At 73.3% G+C, this 17,950-nt stretch carries 14 protein-coding genes; 5 read left to right on the top strand and 9 right to left on the bottom strand.

Features of this window, described 5'->3' with window-relative positions; genetic code table 11:
• Positions 1–14 precede the first annotated feature (14 nt).
• From BJK06_RS03345 to BJK06_RS03330, 4 genes are read right to left on the bottom strand one after another with little or no spacing between them, the layout of a single operon-like run.
• Positions 15–863: a bifunctional 2-polyprenyl-6-hydroxyphenol methylase/3-demethylubiquinol 3-O-methyltransferase UbiG gene (locus BJK06_RS03345; RefSeq protein WP_070416693.1), complete on the bottom strand. Its 849-nt coding sequence runs from the start codon at positions 861–863 to the stop codon at positions 15–17.
• Between the two features lie 10 nt (positions 864–873).
• On the bottom strand, positions 874–2,034 hold the full coding sequence (locus tag BJK06_RS03340) for an Mrp/NBP35 family ATP-binding protein (protein WP_070416692.1): 1,161 nt from the start codon (positions 2,032–2,034) through the stop codon (positions 874–876).
• Entirely contained in the window at positions 2,027–2,593 is a 567-nt protein-coding gene (locus BJK06_RS03335) for a DUF1003 domain-containing protein (protein WP_374115141.1), read from the bottom strand. Before BJK06_RS03335 ends, BJK06_RS03340 begins: the two co-directional genes overlap by 8 nt.
• Positions 2,577–3,896, bottom strand: a complete 1,320-nt coding sequence (locus BJK06_RS03330; protein ID WP_070416690.1) for a magnesium transporter MgtE N-terminal domain-containing protein — start codon at positions 3,894–3,896, stop codon at positions 2,577–2,579. The genes BJK06_RS03335 and BJK06_RS03330 overlap by 17 nt, the downstream gene beginning before the upstream one ends.
• 104 nt (positions 3,897–4,000) lie before the next feature.
• Between BJK06_RS03330 and BJK06_RS03325 the strand changes: the two genes are divergently transcribed.
• A complete protein-coding gene (locus BJK06_RS03325; protein WP_070416689.1) occupies positions 4,001–4,969 on the top strand; it encodes a general stress protein in 969 nt (322 codons plus the stop codon).
• Positions 4,970–5,315: 346 nt separating this feature from the next.
• Here the strand turns inward: BJK06_RS03325 and BJK06_RS03320 are convergent, their stop codons facing one another.
• Entirely contained in the window at positions 5,316–5,804 is a 489-nt protein-coding gene (locus BJK06_RS03320; protein ID WP_092384196.1) for a GNAT family N-acetyltransferase, read from the bottom strand.
• 9 nt (positions 5,805–5,813) lie between these two features.
• Positions 5,814–7,298, bottom strand: coding sequence for an aminopeptidase P family protein (locus tag BJK06_RS03315; protein ID WP_070416688.1), 1,485 nt, complete (start codon positions 7,296–7,298; stop codon positions 5,814–5,816).
• A 70-nt stretch (positions 7,299–7,368) separates the two neighbouring features.
• Here BJK06_RS03315 and BJK06_RS03310 point away from each other — a divergent pair, with 70 nt between their 5' ends.
• The gene (locus BJK06_RS03310) at positions 7,369–8,241 is read left to right on the top strand and encodes a PHP domain-containing protein (RefSeq protein WP_083295020.1); all 873 of its coding nucleotides are present in this window, start codon (positions 7,369–7,371) and stop codon (positions 8,239–8,241) included.
• Between the two features lie 84 nt (positions 8,242–8,325).
• Here BJK06_RS03310 and BJK06_RS03305 read toward each other — a convergent pair whose 3' ends face one another.
• Positions 8,326–9,846, bottom strand: a complete 1,521-nt coding sequence (locus tag BJK06_RS03305; protein ID WP_070416687.1) for a DEAD/DEAH box helicase — start codon at positions 9,844–9,846, stop codon at positions 8,326–8,328.
• Positions 9,847–9,928: 82 nt separating this feature from the next.
• Here BJK06_RS03305 and BJK06_RS03300 point away from each other — a divergent pair, with 82 nt between their 5' ends.
• The gene (locus tag BJK06_RS03300) at positions 9,929–10,645 is read left to right on the top strand and encodes a ferritin-like fold-containing protein (RefSeq protein WP_070416686.1); all 717 of its coding nucleotides are present in this window, start codon (positions 9,929–9,931) and stop codon (positions 10,643–10,645) included.
• A gap of 11 nt (positions 10,646–10,656) precedes the next feature.
• On the opposite strand, the gene BJK06_RS03295 is transcribed toward BJK06_RS03300, so the two are convergent.
• Positions 10,657–10,953: a hypothetical protein gene (locus tag BJK06_RS03295; RefSeq protein ID WP_070416685.1), complete on the bottom strand. Its 297-nt coding sequence runs from the start codon at positions 10,951–10,953 to the stop codon at positions 10,657–10,659.
• A 1-nt stretch (position 10,954) separates the two neighbouring features.
• Complete coding sequence (locus tag BJK06_RS03290; RefSeq protein WP_070419176.1) at positions 10,955–11,179, bottom strand: DUF3107 domain-containing protein; 225 nt, start codon at positions 11,177–11,179, stop codon at positions 10,955–10,957.
• 84 nt (positions 11,180–11,263) lie between these two features.
• On the opposite strand from BJK06_RS03290, the gene BJK06_RS03285 reads away from it, so the two are divergent.
• Both BJK06_RS03285 and BJK06_RS03280 read left to right on the top strand, forming a co-directional pair.
• The gene (locus tag BJK06_RS03285) at positions 11,264–14,419 is read left to right on the top strand and encodes a UrvD/REP family ATP-dependent DNA helicase (RefSeq protein WP_181015140.1); all 3,156 of its coding nucleotides are present in this window, start codon (positions 11,264–11,266) and stop codon (positions 14,417–14,419) included.
• Positions 14,416–17,688 (top strand): ATP-dependent DNA helicase, encoded by a 3,273-nt coding sequence (locus BJK06_RS03280; protein ID WP_258027688.1) that lies wholly within the window; start codon positions 14,416–14,418, stop codon positions 17,686–17,688. The genes BJK06_RS03285 and BJK06_RS03280 overlap by 4 nt, the downstream gene beginning before the upstream one ends.
• The last annotated feature ends 262 nt before the right edge of the window (positions 17,689–17,950 follow it).

Raw genomic sequence — 17,950 nt, 5'->3', positions numbered from 1 at the left:
GATCGGCTGGCGGATCAGTCCTTCGACGCGACGATCGTGAAGGTCGTGGGGAGGCGGTCGCGGTCCTCGCCGGGCCACTCCCACGAACCGTCCCCAGTGTCGACCATGCGGGGGCTGAACCGCCACGGCAGTGTCCGACCCTCGTCGAGTCTGCGCAGCCGGAGCCCGGCGCCGAGCAGGGCGTTCACGATCTCCGACAGCGGGTGCGGCCACTCGTAGGTGCGGGTGTTCGACACCGTGCCGTCGCCCGCGTAGGTGCCCGCGTCGTCCCACTGCTGGGCGGAGCCGTCCGCGAAGTACCGGTAGCGGGTGACGAGCCCGTCGGCGTCCTCGTCGAGCGCGTACAGCGCGGGGTGGCCGTCCCGGATGAAGAACACACCGCCCGGTCGCAGGAGTGCCGCGACCTGGGCGGCCCAGCGGTCGAGGTCGTCGAGCCAGCAGATCGTCCCGATGCTCGTGTAGACGACGTCGAAGTCGCCCACCACCGCGGCCCGGGCGTCGAGGACGTCCGTCTCGACCCAGGTCACGTCGAGGCCGAGGCGTGCCGACAGCCCGGCGGCCGAGGCGAGCGCCGCGGGCGAGAAGTCGACGCCGGTGACGCGGGCGCCCTCACGCGCGAGCGAGACCGTGTCCGTGCCGATGTGGCACTGCAGGTGGCAGACGTCGAGGCCGGCGAGGGAGCCGTCTCGCAGCCACGGTCGCAGTGCGGGCAGGTCGTCGCGGACGACGGTCGAGCGGTGGTCCGGGTCGGTCAGGGCGTCGATCTCGTAGGCGCCCTCGTGGATGGGCACCCGGTCGTCCCAGTTCGCGCGGTTGGTGTCGCGGGCCTGCTCCCAGTCGACGCTGACGTGATCAGTGCTCATGCACCCGACCCTACGACAGCGTCAGCCCGAGCTTCCGGCCGGACAGCCCCCGTCCCATCGTGCCGATGCGGTCCGCGATCGCCGCCAGCGCCACCGCCGCCGGGTCCTCGGGATCGCCGAGCACCACCGGGACGCCGGCGTCGCCGCCCTCGCGGAGCGGCACGGACAACGGCACGCTGCCGAGCACCGGGACGGCGGTGTCCTGGTCGCGGGAGAGCCGGCGGGCGGTCTCGGCGCCACCGCCCTCGCCGAAGAGGTGCAGCACGGACCCGTCGGGCTGCATGAGGCCCGCCATGTTCTCGACGACGCCGATCACCCGCTGCCCGGTCTGACGGGCGACGATCCCGCTCCGTTCGGCCACGTCGGCAGCGGCCGCCTGGGGCGTGGTGACGACCAGGACCTCGGCGTGGGGGAGCAGCTGGCCGACCGAGATCGCCACGTCACCGGTGCCGGGCGGCAGGTCGAGCAGGAGCACGTCGAGGTCGCCGAAGTACACGTCGGTGAGGAACTGCGAGACGGTACGGTGCAGCATCGGACCGCGCCAGGACACCGCGGTCGAGACGTCGTCCACGAACATGCCGATCGAGACGACCTTCACGTCGTGCGCGACCGGCGGCAGGATCATGCTGTCGACCCGGGTCGGGCGAGGGGCCACGCCCGCGGCGTCGGTGAGCCCCACCAGCCCGGGGACGCTGAAGCCGTGCACGTCGACGTCCACGATGCCCACGCGCTGCCCGCGGGCCGCGAGGGCGGCGGCGAGGTTCACGGTGACCGTCGACTTGCCGACGCCGCCCTTGCCGCTCGTCACCGCGATCACCCGGGTGAGCGAGTCCGGGGTGAACTGCACGCCCCGGGGTCTCCCCGCGCGGAGGCGTTCGGTGAGCGCGGCACGCGTCGCCGGGGCCATCACGGACACGTCGACCGCCACGCTCGAGACGCCGTCCACGGAACCGGCGGCCGTACGCACGTCGCGCTCGATGGTGTCGGCGGCCGGGCACCCGACGATCGTGAGCTGCAGGTCGACGCGCACCGCGCCTCCTGGCTGCACGTCGACACCACGGATCATGTCGAGCTCCGTGACGGGCCGGCGGATCTCGGGGTCGATCACGCGGCCGAGCGCGGCGAGGACCGCGCTGCCCAGCTGCTCGTCCGACCGGCCGCCGTCAGCCACGGGCCGTCGTGCCGGACTCGTCGGCGAAGCCGGCGTCCTCGGCGTCACGCCGGTCGAGTTCCTCGAGCAGCGAGCGGATCTCGGCGCGGATGAAGTCCTTCGACGCCATGTCCCGCATCGCCAGGCGGAGCGCCACGACCTCGCGGGCGAGGTACTCCGTGTCGGCGAGGTTCCGCTCGGCGCGCTGCCGGTCCTGCTCGAACTGCACACGGTCGCGGTCGTCCTGCCGGTTCTGGGCGAGCAGGATGAGCGGTGCCGCGTACGACGCCTGCAGGGACAGCACGAGCGTCAGGGCCGTGAAGCCGATCGCCGCGGAGTCGAACTGCCAGGGCTTCGGGGCGAGCGTGTTGTAGCCCATCCAGACGACGCAGAACAGGGTCAGGCCGACGAGGAACCAGGGCGTTCCCATCGCACGCGCGATGCCCTCGGTCGCGCGACCGAAGGCGTCACCGCGACCTCGGCGCCGGGTCGGCAGGACGCGGGTGCGCATGCCCTTGGGGGAGTCGAGTCGAGCATCGGTCCGCTCGCGATCGCGGCGGTTGTCATCCGTTCGGGCCACGGGTGGTCCTCCTTCCCGTCGTCACGGGCGTCCTGCGTGGGCGTTGGCGCGGAAGCGGTGAGGGTTCCCCCTCGCCCTGACTTCGCCAGTCGTCCGGCAGGACGTGGTCGAGGACATCGTCGATCGTCACCACCCCGACGAGACGGTGGGCATCGTCGACCACGGGGACGGACAGCAGGTTGTAGGTCGCCATGATGCGCGTGACCTCGGCCGCGCTCGCGTCGACGCGGACCGGGTCGGTCTGCTGGTCGATGAGCGTGCCGAGTCGTTCGTTCGGCGGGTAGCGGAGCATCCGCTGGAAGTGCACGAGGCCGAGGAACCGGCCGGTCGGCGGCTCGTACGGCGGCAGCGTCACGCAGACGGCGGCGCCGAGCACCGGCGCGAGTTCGTGGCGGCGGACGAGTGCGAGCCCCTCGGCGACGGTGGCGTCGGCGGACACGATCACCGGCTCGGTCGTCATGAGACCACCGGCGGTGTCTGGTTCGTACTCGAGGAGCATGCGGACGTCCTGCGCCTCTTCCGGCTCCATGAGCTGGAGGAGGGCCTCGCTGCGCTCGTCGGAGAACTGGGCGAGGACGTCGGCCGCGTCGTCCGGCTGCATGTGGTCGAGCACGTCGGCCGCACGGGAGTCGACGAGCCGGGTGAGGATCTCGATCCGCTGCTGGTCGGGCATCTCCTCGAGCACGTCGGCGAGCCGGTCGTCGGGGAGTTCCTCGGCGACCTCGAACCGCCGTTCCTCCGGCAGGTCGAGCAGCGTCGACGCCAGGTCGGCCGGCAGCAGGTCGGAGTAGGCGGCGATCACGTGTTCGGCGGACTGGGCCTCGCCGGGGAGCTCGTCCTCGGTGACCTCGTTCCACGTCGCGAACGTCGTCGGGCCCTTGCCGAACGGGGACGGCGTGGTCTTCGGCTTGCGGAGGAAGAGCTGCGACACCTCCCAGTCGCCCTGCCCGCGGTCCTCGATCGCGACGTCCTCGATGGTGGCGCGGATGCGCTCCTTCTTGATGAGGACCTTGCGGCCGAGCATCTCCGCGATCACCCGGACCTCGCCACCGCGCTGCTCGAAGCGGCGCATGTTCACGAGGCCGGTCGTGATGACCTGCCCGGCACCGATCGAGGTGATGCGGCCGATGCTCACGAAGATCCGGCGCTTGCCCGGGACCTCGACGATCAGACCGACGACGTGCGGCGGATCGGCCCGGCGGTACACCACCAGGACGTCTCGGACGCGGCCGACGCGGTCTCCCGCGGGGTCGAAGACGGAGCACCCGGCGAGGCGGGCGACGAAGACCTTCGTGGCGCTCACCCGACCCAGCGTAGTCGGTGCGTCTGGCCGGATCCGCCGTGGCGGTCGGCGGCTTCCCTGAGAGTGCACGTGCGATTGCAAGGTGTGCGGTGAATGATGGCTGTGTGAGCAATCAGAGCCCGTTCGGCGGCCGGACCGCCCAGGCCTTCCCGACGCTGCCCAAGGGCGACGTCCTCGGCACCTACGACAGCTACCCCGACGCCCAGCGCGTGGTGGCCAAGCTCGCCGAGGCCGACTTCCCGGTCAACCAGCTCTCGATCGTCGGCAACGACCTCAAGACGGTCGAGCGCGTCACCGGCAAGATGACGTACGGCCGTGCGGCGATCGCCGGCGCGCTGTCCGGCCTCTGGCTCGGCATCTTCTTCGGCATCGTGCTGACGCTCTTCTCGCCGAGTGCCGGCGGCCTCATCCTCGCCGCCGCCATCATCGGTGCGGCGTTCGGCATGCTCTACGGCATCGTCTCGTTCGCGATCACGAAGCGGCAGCGGGACTTCACGAGTGTGCACCAGGTCCTCGCGACGAACTACCAGATCGTCGTCGAGCCGCAGCTCGTGGGTCAGGCACGTCGCATCCTCGGTGAGGCCGGGCTCGCCCCCACCACGCACTGGAACCCCGGTACGCCGGGTGCACCGGGACCGCAGAGCGGCCCGGGGACTGGGTTCCAGGGGCAGCCGCCGCAGCAGCCGTGGCGTCCGGGTCCCGGGTCCGGCTCCGGTGCTCCCGGGTCCGGCGGGCAGTCGGCCGGGTCCGGCGGCGGGTGGGGCGCCGGTCAGCAGGGATCGCCCTACGGTGGGCACGCCACACCGCACCACCAGCCAGGAGGCGCGCAGCAGCCCGGCACGCCGTCCTCCGGCGCGCAGACGGGGACGCCGCGCTACGGCACGAACGAGGGGCCGCGCTACGGGGAGACCCCGGCGACCGCTCCCGCGCCTGCAGCGCCCGCGTCCGCACAGCAGCCGCGTGCGGAGGAGCCGCCGCGCTACGGGGAGCGGGTGACCGGGGCGACGCCGCCGGCGCCGAGCTCCGCCGAGTCCGCGGAGTCCGCGCCCCCGAAGGACGACGAGTCGCGCTGAGTCGCTGGCGGCCGCTGAGCCAGAGGGAACGGTCGGGGCGGGGTCGGGATCGGGGTCGGGGCTGAGGTCGAGGTCGCACGACGCGCCGCTCACGTCCGCCGAGGTCGCACGAACGGCCGCTCCCCGTCGCGGGGAGCGGCCGTTTTCGCGACTTCGGCGCGCGGCCGTCCCGCCCGCGGATCGTCCAGCGGGCGGGACACGCCGCGCGCGGGCCGTCGAGCGGGCGGGACACGCCGCGCGCAGGTCGTCGAGCGGGCGAGACACGCCGCGCGCAGGTCGTCGAGCGGGCGGGAACGGCCGCCGAGGTGCTGCGAGCGGGACGTACTTCGCCCGCTCGGGGCTCGGGCTAGAGGACCTTCGAGTAGCAGATCGAGGTCGGCACCCCGACGTACGGCCCGAAGTTCGCGATGCGCGTGAACCCCTCGCGCTCGTAGAACCCGATCGCACGCTTCTGCTCGTTCCCGGTCTCCAGCACGAGCGCCGGCGAACCGAGGTCGAGCGCAGCATCCTCCAACCGACGCAGCAGCGCCGCCGCGACACCGGCACCCCGGGACTCCGGCCGGACGTACATCCGCTTGATCTCGGTGATGCCGTCCTGCACGACCCGCAGCCCGCCGCAGCCGAGCGGCGTGCCGTCGTCGTCCCGCGCGAGGAAGAACACCGCGATGGAGTCCGCCGTCGGCTTGTCGCCGGGTTCGGTGTCGCCGCCGTACGCACGGTCGATCTCCAGGCGCTGGGCGGCGCGGAGCCGCTGGGCGTCGGGGGAGTCGAAGTGCTCGACGTCGATCGAGAACGCGCTCTCGCTGGGGCTGGGGGAGACCTCCGGTGTCGTCACCCGCTCAGGCTAGCGGCCGGAGCGGGCGATCCACCCCTCCACTTCCGAGGGGGTCCGGGGGATGCCGACGGACAGGTTCTCGGCGCCGTCCTCGGTCACGAGGATGTCGTCCTCGATGCGGACGCCGATGCCGCGGAACTCCTCGGGCACGGTGAGGTCGTCCTGCTGGAAGTACAGGCCGGGCTCGATCGTGAAGACCATGCCGGCCTGCACGGTGCCGTCGATGTACATCTCACGCCGGGCCTTCGCGCAGTCGTGCACGTCGAGGCCGAGGTGGTGGCTCGTGCCGTGCACCATGTAGCGCCGGTGGAACTGGTTGTCCTGCTGGAGCGATTCCTCGGCGCTGCCGGGCAGGAAGCCCCACTCGGCGGTCTTGCGGGCGATGACCTCCATCGCGGTGGCGTGCACCTGACGGAAGGTGATGCCGGGCTTCACGATGGCGAAGGCCGCGTCCGCCGCTTCGAGCACGGCTTCGTACACGAGGCGCTGCACGTCGGTGAAGGTGCCGCTGACCGGGAGCGTGCGGGTGATGTCGGCCGTGTAGAACGAGTCGACCTCGACCCCGGCGTCGATGAGGATCAGGTCGCCCGGCTCGACGGCGCCGTCGTTGCGGGTCCAGTGCAGGATGCAGGCGTGGTGGCCGGAGGCGGCGATCGTGTCGTAGCCCACGGTGTTGCCGTCGGCACGGGCGCGGCGGTTGAACGTGCCCTCGACGATGCGCTCGCCGCGGGGGTGTGCCAGGACCGCATCGAAGTCGGCGATGACGTCGTCGAACCCGGCCTTGGTCGCGTTCACGGCCTTGCGGAGCTCGTTGACCTCGTACGCGTCCTTCACGAGGCGCAGCTCGGAGAGGTCGCGGGCGAGGGCGTCGTCCGTCGCGGGCACGCCGTCGGCCTCGGGCGCGCCACCGACGGCGCTGCCGATCTGGTCGTCGAGACCACGGGTGAGGCCGGTGTCGGCGTCGCGCACGACGAGGGCCGAGGCGTCGAGCCCGGCGCGCACGGCGTCGAACGCGCCGAGGTCGGCGGTCGCGAGACCGAGGTCCGCCGCGACCTCGTCCAGCGAGGGGCGCGGGCCGACCCAGAACTCCCCGATCTCGGGGTTGGCGTAGAACTCCTCGGAGTCGCGCCCGGCGGTCGCGCGGAAGTACAGCGTGGCGTCGTGCCCGGAGCCGTTCGGCGTCATGACGAGCACGGAGCCGACGACGGTGTCGGTGCCCCAGCCGGTCAGGTGCGCGAACGCGGAGTGCGGGCGGAACGGGTAGTCGCAGTCGTTCGATCGCACCTTGGCCTGGCCGGCCGGTACGACGATCGTCCGGCCCGGGTGCAGCTCGGAGAGCTTCGCGCGGCGTTCGGCAGCGAAGGCGGCCTGCTCGCGGGGCTCGGGCAGCGGACGGTCACGATCGGCCCACTGCGAGCCGATGTAGTCCTTGAACGTCGAGGATCCGGGGGTGGTGGAACGGTTGCTCGTCGCGCGGGGCGTGGTGTCGGACATGCACCCATCATCGCACCGCCCGTGGCTCCGCGGCCTGTGCGCCCGCTCACCTGTGGATAGCATTGTCGACGTGCCCGATCCGTTCATCGACCTGCACGCGCACTCGAGCGTCTCCGACGGCACCGAGCGACCCGCGGACCTCGTCCGGGCGGCAGCAGCCGCCGGACTGGACGCCGTCGCCCTGACGGACCACGACACGACCGCGGGGTGGGACGAGGCCACGGCGACCGTCCGCGACCTGCCGGTGACGCTCCTCCCGGGTCTCGAACTGAGCACCCGCGTCGGCTACCGCAGCGTGCACGTCCTCGGCTACCTGGTCGACCCCGCCGACCCGGCGCTCGTCGCCGAGACCGAACGGATCCGCGACGGACGCCTCGCCCGGGCCCGCCGGATGGTCGACCGCATCGGCCGCGACCACCCGATCACCTGGGACGACGTGCTCGCGCAGTCCCGCGACGGGGCCACGATCGGCCGCCCGCACATCGCCGACGCCCTCGTCGCCCGCGGGCTCGAGGCCGACCGCAGCGCGGCGTTCCGGGGGATCCTGCACCCGGCCTCCGGGTACTACGAGCCGCACGAGGCGCCGTCCCCGCTCCGGGGCGTCGAGCTCATCCGACAGGCCGGCGGCGTCCCCGTCATCGCCCATCCCGCCGCGTCGTCGCGGGGGATCGTGATCGACGAGCCGATGCTCCGCGAACTGGTCGAGGCCGGGCTCGGCGGGCTCGAGGTCGACCACCGCGAGAACCTCGCGCACGGCAAGCGCACCCTGCTCGACTGGGCCACGCGGTACGGCCTGTTCGTCACCGGGTCGAGCGACTACCACGGCACGGGCAAGCCGAACCGGCTGGGCGAGCACCGCACGGCGTTGGCGGCGTTCGACGCCATCCGCTCCGAGGCGACCGGCAGCGCGCCCGTCGTCGGCGTCGGCTCCCGCCTGGCCTGACCAGCGCGGCCGCTCCGCCAGGTGGGGACGACGAAGGGCCCGTCGCGTCGGCGACGGACCCTTCGGTGTGACGGCCTGGAGGCGCTACTCGCCGTCCGACGACCCCTGCGGCGCCGAGGCGGTCGCCTCGGACGAGCCGCTGCCGCTGCCGCTCCCGCGGCGGCGACGCCGACGACGACGCTTCGCGGCGCCGTCGGTCGAACCGTCGGCCGGTGCGCCCTCGGCACCACCGGACTGGGCCGGGGACTCGGCGTCCGCAGGCTGCGAGGCGGACCGTGCCGCGCCTCCCGAGCCGTTGCCGGAACCGGATGCCGAACCCGAGCCGGACCGCGTCCGGGTGCGGGGCGGACGCGAGCCGCTGCGCGGACGGTCGCCCGACTGCTTCTCGGCGGGGCCACCGGCCGATGCCGCGTGCGCCGAAGCGCCGGGCAGACGGCCCTTGGTGCCGGCCGGGATGTCGAGCTCCTCGAACAGGTGCGGCGACGACGAGTAGGTCTCGACGGGCTCGGGGATGCCGAACTCGAGCGCCTTGTCGATCAGCGTCCACTTGTGCAGGTCGTCCCAGTCGACGAACGTGACCGCGATGCCGGTCTTGCCCGCACGGCCGGTGCGCCCGGCACGGTGCAGGTAGGTGTCCGGGTCGTCCGGGATGGTGTGGTTGATCACGTGCGTGACGTCGTCCACGTCGATGCCGCGGGCCGCGACGTCGGTGGCGATCAGCACGTCGCGCTTGCCGGCCTTGAAGGCGGCCATGGCACGCTCGCGCTGCTCCTGGTTGAGGTCGCCGTGCACCGCTGCGGCGTTGAACCCGCGGTCCTTGAGCTCCTCGACGAGCTTCGCGGCGGCGCGCTTCGTGCGGGTGAAGATCACGGTCTTGCCGCGCCCCTCGGCCTGCAGGATGCGGGCGATGACCTCGTCCTTGTCGAGCGAGTGGGCGCGGTAGATGAGGTGCTTGATGTTCGCCTGCATCAGACCCTCGTCGGGGTCGGTCGCGCGGATGTGCACCGGGCGGCTCATGAAGCGGCGGGCGAGCGCCACGATCGGCGCGGGCATCGTCGCCGAGAACAGCATCGTGTGCCGCACCTCGGGGATGGCCTGGAAGATGCGCTCGATGTCCGACAGGAACCCGAGGTCGAGCATGCGGTCGGCCTCGTCGAGGACGACCTCCTGCACGTGCGACAGGTCGAGCAGGCGCTGGCGCTGCAGGTCGATCAGGCGCCCGGGGGTGCCGACGACGATCTGGGCGCCCGCCTTGAGCTGCTCGATCTGCCCCTCGTACGCCTTGCCGCCGTAGATCGCCGCGATGGTCGTCGGGCGATTCGAGGTGGCGAGCTCGAGGTCCTCGGTCACCTGGACCGCGAGTTCGCGGGTCGGCACGACGACGAGGGCCTTGACGCCGGGCGCCGGGTCGGCTCCGAGGCGCTGGATGAGGGGGAGGCCGAAGCCGAAGGTCTTGCCCGTACCCGTCTTGGCCTGGCCGATGATGTCCTGGCCGGTGAGGGCGAGCGGGATCGTCTGCTGCTGGATCGGGAAGGGCTCGAGGATGCCCTTCGTCGCGAGCGCGTCGACGATGTCCTGCTCGATGGAGAGGTCTGCGAAAGTCAAAGAATCACCTTAGTTCTGGTGGAAGTCCCGACCAGTCTACCGGCGGGTCGGGCTCGGTTCTCCAGGCCCCTATGCTGGAGCCGTGGTGTCGTGGTGGAACCGGAAGCGCGCGGCGGAGCTCGCGTCCGCGTGGCTCGCGTCGCGGAACCCGCGGAACGCCTCGCCCGTGGAACGTCTGCAGCTCGACGACGTCAGCCCCGAGCTGGACGTCTACCTGGGCCAGGCGGCGTACCTCGAACTCTCGCTCTACGAGACGATGGGCCGCGCCGGGGCCGGTGCGCCGACCCTGTCCGGCCGGCTCGTCACCGGCGTGCTCGCGACGACGGCGCTCGAGCGGCACCGCGCCATCGTCGCCGAGATCGAACGGACCGGCGGTGACCCGGCTGCGCTGATGGCCCCCCACCGTGAGGCGATCGACCTGTTCCTCGAGCGCACGAGCGGCGCGGACTGGTACGAGTCGATGCTCACGGGCTACGTCACCGCGGGGATCCTCAACGACCTGTTCGGCTCGCTGCTCCGGTCGCTCCCGGCCGAGGTCCGGCAGCGCCTGAAGACCGTGTTCGACGCACGTGAGGAAGCCGCCGTCGTCGAGGAGCTCACCGAACGCATCGCCGAGGACCCGCAGGTCGGGTCGCGACTGGCGATGTGGGGGCGGCGGCTCGTCGGGGACACGTTGCTCGTGGCCCGGTCGGCGCTCGCGTCGCACGCGCGTGAGGACCAGGAACGGCTCGAGCCGGTCTGGACCGAGCTCATCGCTGCGCACACGCGGCGCATGGACGCGCTCGGCCTGACAGCCTGACGGCCCCCGGGTCAGGCGCCGGAGGCCTTGACGCGCTCGTAGTACGCCGCGTCGGCAGCCGTACGGCGCTTGCCGAGGACCCACTCCGCGACGAGGGCGACCACACCGGCACCGACCAGGGCGACGACCCAGATCCAGGTCGCGTCGTACTGCCAGCCGGCCCAGGTCAGGGCCTCCCACAGCACCGCGGCGACGATGCCGCCGACCGCGGGGCCGAGCAGGGAGCCACGGCTCGAGCGCCACGGCAGGACCACGTGCGCGACGGCTCCGAGGATCAGCCCGCCGAGGACCGCGAAGAGCAGCTCCACGTCAGGCGACGAAACCGATGCGACGGGACTCCTCCGCGCCGACCTCGACGTAGGCGAGGGACGCAACGGGGACGATGAACCGACGGCCCTTGTCGTCCTGCAGCGAGAGGTGCGTCGCCTTGTCGTCGAGCGCGGCCGCGACGGCCTTCTCGATCTCGTCGGCGGTCTGGGCGGTCTCGAACGCGATCTCGCGCGGGCTGTTGGTGATGCCGATCTTGATGTCCACGAGCACAGCGTATCCGAGCGGCCCCGACGGCCATGGGGCGTTCGCCGCAGGCGCACTGTCGGTCGCTGCGGTTACCGTACGAGGGTGCCCCAGACGACGCTCACGCCCGCACCCGAGGCCGCGGGCGTCGCGCGGGCGTTGGCGTCCGACCCATCGCAGGCCGCCGTGCTCGCGCTGCCGGACGGCCGGCACGCCGCGGTCATCGGCGCACCGGGCACCGGCAAGACGACCACGCTGTCGCGGCTGGTGGCGGCACGGCTCACGCGCGACGACGCGATCTCGCCCGACGGTCACGCCACCGTCCTCGCCCTGACGAGCGCCCGCACGGCCGCCGCCGCGCTCCGCGACCGGCTCGCCGCCTCGGTCGACCGGGTGATGCCGGGTGCACTCGCACGCACGGTGAACTCGCTGGCCTTCCAGCTCGTCGCGCACGCCGCCGCCGTCCAGGGCCTCGAGACCCCGACCCTGCTGACCGGTGGCGAGCAGGACCGCATCATCGCCGACCTGCTCGACGGGCACGAGACCGACGGCACGGGTCCGGACTGGCCGGCACCGATCACCGCCGTCGTCCGCGAACGCGCCGGCTTCCGCACCGCCCTGCGCGACGTCATGATGCGGGCGGTCGCCGCGGGCGTGGAACCCGAGGACATGCGCGAACTCGGGGACGACACCGGGCGTCCGGAGTGGCGGGCCGTCGGGGACTTCGTCGACGAGTACCGCGCCGCCGTGACCTCGTTCCGGGCCACCAGCCTCGACGCCGCCGAACTCGTCGCCTACGCCACGGCCGCCGTCCTGCGGGGGCAGGTCCCGGCGAGCGTCGCCGCGCTGCGCCTCGTCGTGGTCGACGACACGCAGGAGCTCGTCGAGGGGGAGATCGCGCTGCTCGGGGCGCTCGCCCGCTCCGGCGTGCAGATCGTCGCCTTCGGTGACCCCGACATCGCCGCGTCGGCGTTCCGCGGGGCCGAGCCCGACGTGCTCGGTCGCCTGGCCTCCCGGCTCGGTGTGGACCGCGTCGACGAGCTGGTCCTCGGCACGGTGCACCGGCACGCGGCACCCGTCCGCGCGCTCGTCTCCGGCATCACGGCGCGCATCGGTGCCGCCGCGGCCGGACGGCAGCGCACCGCCGTGGCGACCACGGCCGACGCCCGCCCCGACGCCGTCGTGCACCTCGAGGGCGCGAGCCGTGCCGCGCTCGTCGTCGCGATCGCCCGGCGGCTCCGCGAACACCGGTTGCTCGACGGCGTCCCGTGGCACCGGATGGCCATCGTCACCCGCAGTGGTGCCGCGATCCCTGAGCTCGTCCGCGCGCTCTCCGTGGCCGAGGTCCCCGCGACCGCCGGGGCCGCGCCCGTCCGACCCCGCGACGACACCGCGGCGCGGTCCCTGCTCGACGCCGCGGCCGTCGCGCTCGGGGTCCTCCCGCTCGACCCGGTGCTCGCCACGTCCTTCGCGACCGGGCCGCTCGGCGGGCTCGACACCCTGGCGATGCGGCGACTCCGTCTCGCCCTGCGGCGGGAAGAACTCGCCGGTGGCGGGACCCGCACGGCCGACGAACTCCTCGTGGACGCACTCGGCGCGCCCGAGCGCCTGGCGACCGTCGACGCCGGGTTCGCCCGACGCGCGACGCGGCTCGCGCGGAGCCTGGTGCAGGCGCACCACGACGCCGAGTCCGGTGCGAGCATCGAGGAGATCCTCTGGGGGCTCTGGGAACGGAGCGGGCTCGCCGGCGCCTGGGGCGGCCAGTCGGCCGCCGGCGGGGTCGGTGCGGCCGAGGCCGACCGGCACCTCGACGCCGTGGTCGGCCTGTTCACCGCGGCGAAGCGGTTCGTCGAGCGGACGCCGGACGCCCCCGGGCGGGTGTTCGTCGACGACCTGCTCGGCGCCGACCTGCCCGAGGACTCGATCGGGCCCGACCGCACCGCCGGCCGGGTCCGCGTGCTCACCCCCTCGGCCACGATCGGGCTCGAGTGCGACGTCGTGGTGGTGCTCGGGCTGCAGGACGGCGTCTGGCCGAACACCCGGGTACGGGGCAGCCTGCTCGACCCCGACGGCCTGGTCCGTGCCGCCGCGGGGATCGACCACGAGGCGATCGACGACCGCGCCGCCGTGATCGCCGACGAACTCCGCCTGTTCGCCCGTGCGGTGTCCCGCGCCACCACCCAGGTGATCATCGGGACGGTGGCGAACGACGACGAGTCGCCCTCGCCGTTCGTCCGCCTCGTGCCCGTGCCGCCCGACCGGCAGCCGACCGTGCACCCGCTGTCCCTGCGCGGCCTCGCCGGATCGCTCCGTCGGCGCGTGGTGGCCTCGGGCGACCACGAGGCCGCGTCCGCCCTCGCGCGCCTGGCCGAGGCCGAGGTCCCCGGCGCCGCTCCGGACGAGTGGTACGGGCTCGCCGAGCCCTCGACCGACGACCCCCTCGTCGACCTCGACGCCGAGCCGGCACCCGAGCACGAGGGCGGCGAGCCCGTGCCCCCGACCGTGTCGGTCTCGCCCTCCCGCATCGGCACCTTCGAGGAGTGCCCCGTGCACTGGTTCGTGCAGACCTTCGGCGGCAGCGCCCCGAGCCCCGCGATGGGCATCGGGACGATCGTGCACGAGACCATGGAGCACGCCACCGCCGTCGACGTGGAGTCCCTGTGGCAGCACGTCGAGGGCCGGTGGGACGAGCTGACGTTCGAGTCGCCGTGGATCGCCGATCGCGAACGCGCCCGCACCCGTCGCATGATCGAGGGACTGAGCGACTACCTCCGTACCTTCGCGAGCGCCGGACGCCGACTGCTCGGCGCCGAGACCTCGTTCGCGCTCGTCACCGGGCCGGCGCGGATGCGCGGCAGCATCGACCGGATCGAGGTCGACCCGGACGGCCGGGTCAGCGTCGTCGACCTCAAGACCGGGCGCTCGATGCCGAGCGAGAAGAACGACATGCCCGAGCACCCCCAGCTCGGCGCGTACCAGCTCGCGGTCGAGGACGGCGCGGTCGAGGGGGTCGCCGCCGGCTCGGCGATGGCCGATGCCCGGCTCGTGTTCGTGCAGAACGCCCGCAGTGGCCGTGCCTACTCCGAGCGGACGCAGCAGGCGTTCGACGACGAGGCGCGTGAGGCCTACCGCCAGCGGCTGCACACCGTGGCGACGGGCATGGCCGGACGGACCTTCCTGGCGAACGTCGACGACCACTGCGAGAAGGCCCGGACCGGCGTCGAGTGCCGGATCCACGTCGTGGGCGAGGTGACCTGGTGAACGAGGAACAGCTGCTCGGCCCCGACGGTGCCCGCACCGCCGACCCCGACCGCGTCGAGCCGCCTCGGCACGACGCCGACGCGATCGCCGACGCCCTCGGACGCCCGCGCCCCACGGCGCAGCAGCGCGCCGTCATCGAGTCCCCGCTCACCCCGGCGCTCGTCGTCGCGGGAGCCGGCAGCGGGAAGACCGAGACGATGGCGTCGCGGGTCGTCTGGCTGCTCGCGAACGGGATGGTCCGCCCCGACGGCATCCTCGGCCTGACCTTCACCCGCAAGGCCGCCGGCGAGCTGTCGGTCCGCATCAACGACCGCATCCGCGCGCTCGAGGACGTCGGGCTGCTCGAGGCCGGTGACGCGTTCGAAGCGCCGACGGTGTCCACCTACAACGCGTTCGCCAACTCGGTCTTCCGCGAGAACGCCCTGCTCGTCGGCCGCGACGGCGAGTCCCAGGTGCTCACCGAACCGTCCGCCTGGCAGCTCGCGCGCCGGGTCGTCGTCGCGGCGCGGGACGACCGGCTGGCCGGGCTCGACCGCGACGTCGACACCGTGACCGCCGCGGTCGTCTCGCTCGCCGGCGCGGTGTCCGAGCACCTCGTCGAACCGGAGCGGTTGCGTCGGTTCGCGATCGAGTTCGCCGAGCTGCTCCAGCTGCCGGGGAACGCCCGCGGTGGCGCGTACAGGGCGGTCACCGACGCCGTCGCCGCGATCGGTGCCCTCGAGCCCCTCGTCGACCTGGTGGAGGAGTTCCGTCGGCAGAAGGTGGACCGCGGGTTCGTGGAGTTCTCCGACCAGATCGCCCTCGCCCTCGCCGCGGCCGAGTCGGCACCGCGCGTCGTCACCGACCTCCGGCAGCGGTACGGCGTGGTGCTCCTCGACGAGTACCAGGACACCTCGGTCGTGCAGACGCGGTTCCTCGCCCGGCTCTTCCGCGGGCACCCGGTGATGGCGGTCGGCGACCCCCACCAGTCGATCTACGGGTTCCGCGGGGCGAGTGCCGCCAACCTCGCCCGGTTCCCGCGGGACTTCGGCGGGACGTCCGACGACGGCGCCGACGCCGCACGCCCCGTCACCTTCGCGCTCTCCACCAGCTGGCGGAACCCGGTCGACGTCCTCGCCGGCGCCAACGCCGTCGTCGCGCCCCTGTCCGAGGCGTCCGAGGTCGACGTCGAGCGCCTCGTCCCCCGACCCGGTGCGGACGCCGGGACCGTCCACGCCGTGTTCCCGGAGACCCTCCCGGACGAGGCCGCCGCCGTGGCGGAGTGGTTCGCCGCGCGCCGCGCCGCCGACCCGACGGGGTCGATGGCGCTCCTGCTCCGCTCGCGGAAGGACCTCGCCGCGTTCACCGCCGCCCTGGGCGACCGTCGCGTGCCGTTCCACGTGCTCGGCACCGGCGGACTCCTGCAGCGGCCGGAGATCGTCGACCTCGTCGCGTGCCTCCGCGTGCTGCACGACCCCGCCGCCGGCAACGACCTCATCCGGCTGCTCGCGGGTGCCCGGTGGCGGATCGGCGCCGCGGACATCGCCGCCCTGCACGCCCTGGCCCGCTGGCTGTTCGGCCGCGACCACACCCAGCAGCGACTCGACGACGACGTCACCGCAGCCTTCCGGGCATCGGTCGCCGCGGGGGAGCACGGCTCGATCGTCGACGCCCTCGACTTCGTCGCCACCGCCCCGGACGAGCACGGCGCGCTCGCCGACATCAGCGAGACCGGACGCCTCCGGATGCGCGAGCTCGGCCGCCAGCTCCAGGCGCTCCGGTCCCGGGCCAGCGGCGACCTCGTCGACTTCGTCACGCTCGTCGTGCAGGAGATGCGGCTCGACATCGAGGTCGCCGCGCACGAGCAGGGGAGCGGGGCGTTCCTCGACGCCTTCATCGACGAGCTCGCGGGCTTCGTGACCACGGACGACCGGGCCGACCTCGGTGCGTTCCTCGGCTGGATCGACGCCGCTGCCCGTCGTGACGACATGGGTCCCCGCTCCGAGGAGCCCGAGGCCGGCACCGTGCAGATCCTGACGATCCACGGGTCGAAGGGCCTCGAGTGGGACGCCGTGGCGGTTCCCCGACTGGTCGAGGGTGCGCTCCCGGCCCGCCCGCTGGAGGGCTCGTCCGGGTGGATCGGCTTCGGCCGGCTGCCGTACGAGTTCCGGGGCGACGCCGACGAGCTGCCGCGACTGGACTGGCGCGGGCACGACACGCAGAAGGACGTCACGCTCGCGATCGACGTCTACAAGGAACAGGTGAAGGCCCGCAACGAGGACGAGGAGCGTCGCCTCACCTACGTCGCGCTCACCCGGGCGAAGCACGACCTGCTCGTCTCCGGCTCGTTCTGGGCGGGCGGGGTCCGACCCACCGAGCCGAGTCGGTACCTGCGGGACCTCGTCGACGCCGGTGTCGTGGACGCCGCCGCCGTGCCCGAGACGACCGAGCACGAGGAGAACCCCCTCGGTGACGCCGGGGCCACGCAGTCCTGGCCGCACGTGCCGTTCGGGCAGCGCGCCGCCCGGGTGGTCGCCGCCGCCGACCGCGTGCGGAACGCCAACCCCGGGGCGGCCGGTCGGTTCAGCGCCGACATCGACCTGTTGCTCGCCGAGCGCGCCGCGAACCGGTCGGCCCGGCACCGGGTGGTCGTCCCGCACCGCGTCCCGGCTTCCGGGTTCAAGGACTACCTGGCCGAACCGGACGCCGTGGCCGAGCGGCTGCGGCGCCCGATGCCGGAGCGGCCCTACCGTGCGACCCGCCTCGGCACGCTCTTCCACCAGTGGGTCGAGCAGCGTGCCCGCAGCGGCGGTTCGCTCGAGACGCTCGACGCCTGGCCGGACGAACTCGACCTCGACCCGGACGACGTGGTCGACGCCTCGGCGGACGTCGCGGTCACCGACGACGACGCCCGGCGGCTCGCCGACTTCCAGGCGACCTTCGCCCGGTCACGGTGGGCGGAGCTGACACCGATCGAGGTCGAACGGGAGATCCACATCCCGTTCCTCGGCCACAGCGTCGTCTGCAAGCTCGATGCGGTGTACGAGATCGACGGCCGGGCCGAGGTCGTCGACTGGAAGACCGGCAAGGCCCCGTCGGGCGACGACGACCTGGCGAAGCGGCAGTTGCAGCTCGCGCTGTACCGGGTCGCCTACGCGGAGTTCACCGGGCGCCCGATCGACGAGGTCGACGCGGTGTTCTACTTCGTGGCCGACGACCTCGAGGTCCGGCCGCGCGAACTCCTCGACCGCGCCGGACTCGAGCGCGCCTGGCAGGACGCGATCGGCTGACGCCGGCCGGCCGCGCTGACGCCGGCACGGCGCCGGCTCGGTGCCGGGCCAGCCGCGCTGACGCGGGCCCGCAGGTCGAACCACGAATCCGACGTCGAACCACGCGCGGACGCTGGTTCGATGTCGGAACCGTGGTTCGATCCGGACCGGTGGCACGGAGGACCGCCGGCAACGGGGCGGGGACGAGCCGCGCCTCCAGGGCCGACGCGCGTCCGCCGCGCCGAAGCGCGTCAGCTGCGCCGGAGCGCGTCAGCCGCGCCGA

The sequence above is a fragment of the Curtobacterium sp. BH-2-1-1 genome (genome assembly GCF_001806325.1).
In the GTDB taxonomy this organism is placed as follows: Bacteria; Actinomycetota; Actinomycetes; order Actinomycetales; family Microbacteriaceae; genus Curtobacterium.
Note: the sequence above shows the minus strand (reverse complement) of the source record. Positions and strands in the feature narration are given on the sequence as shown.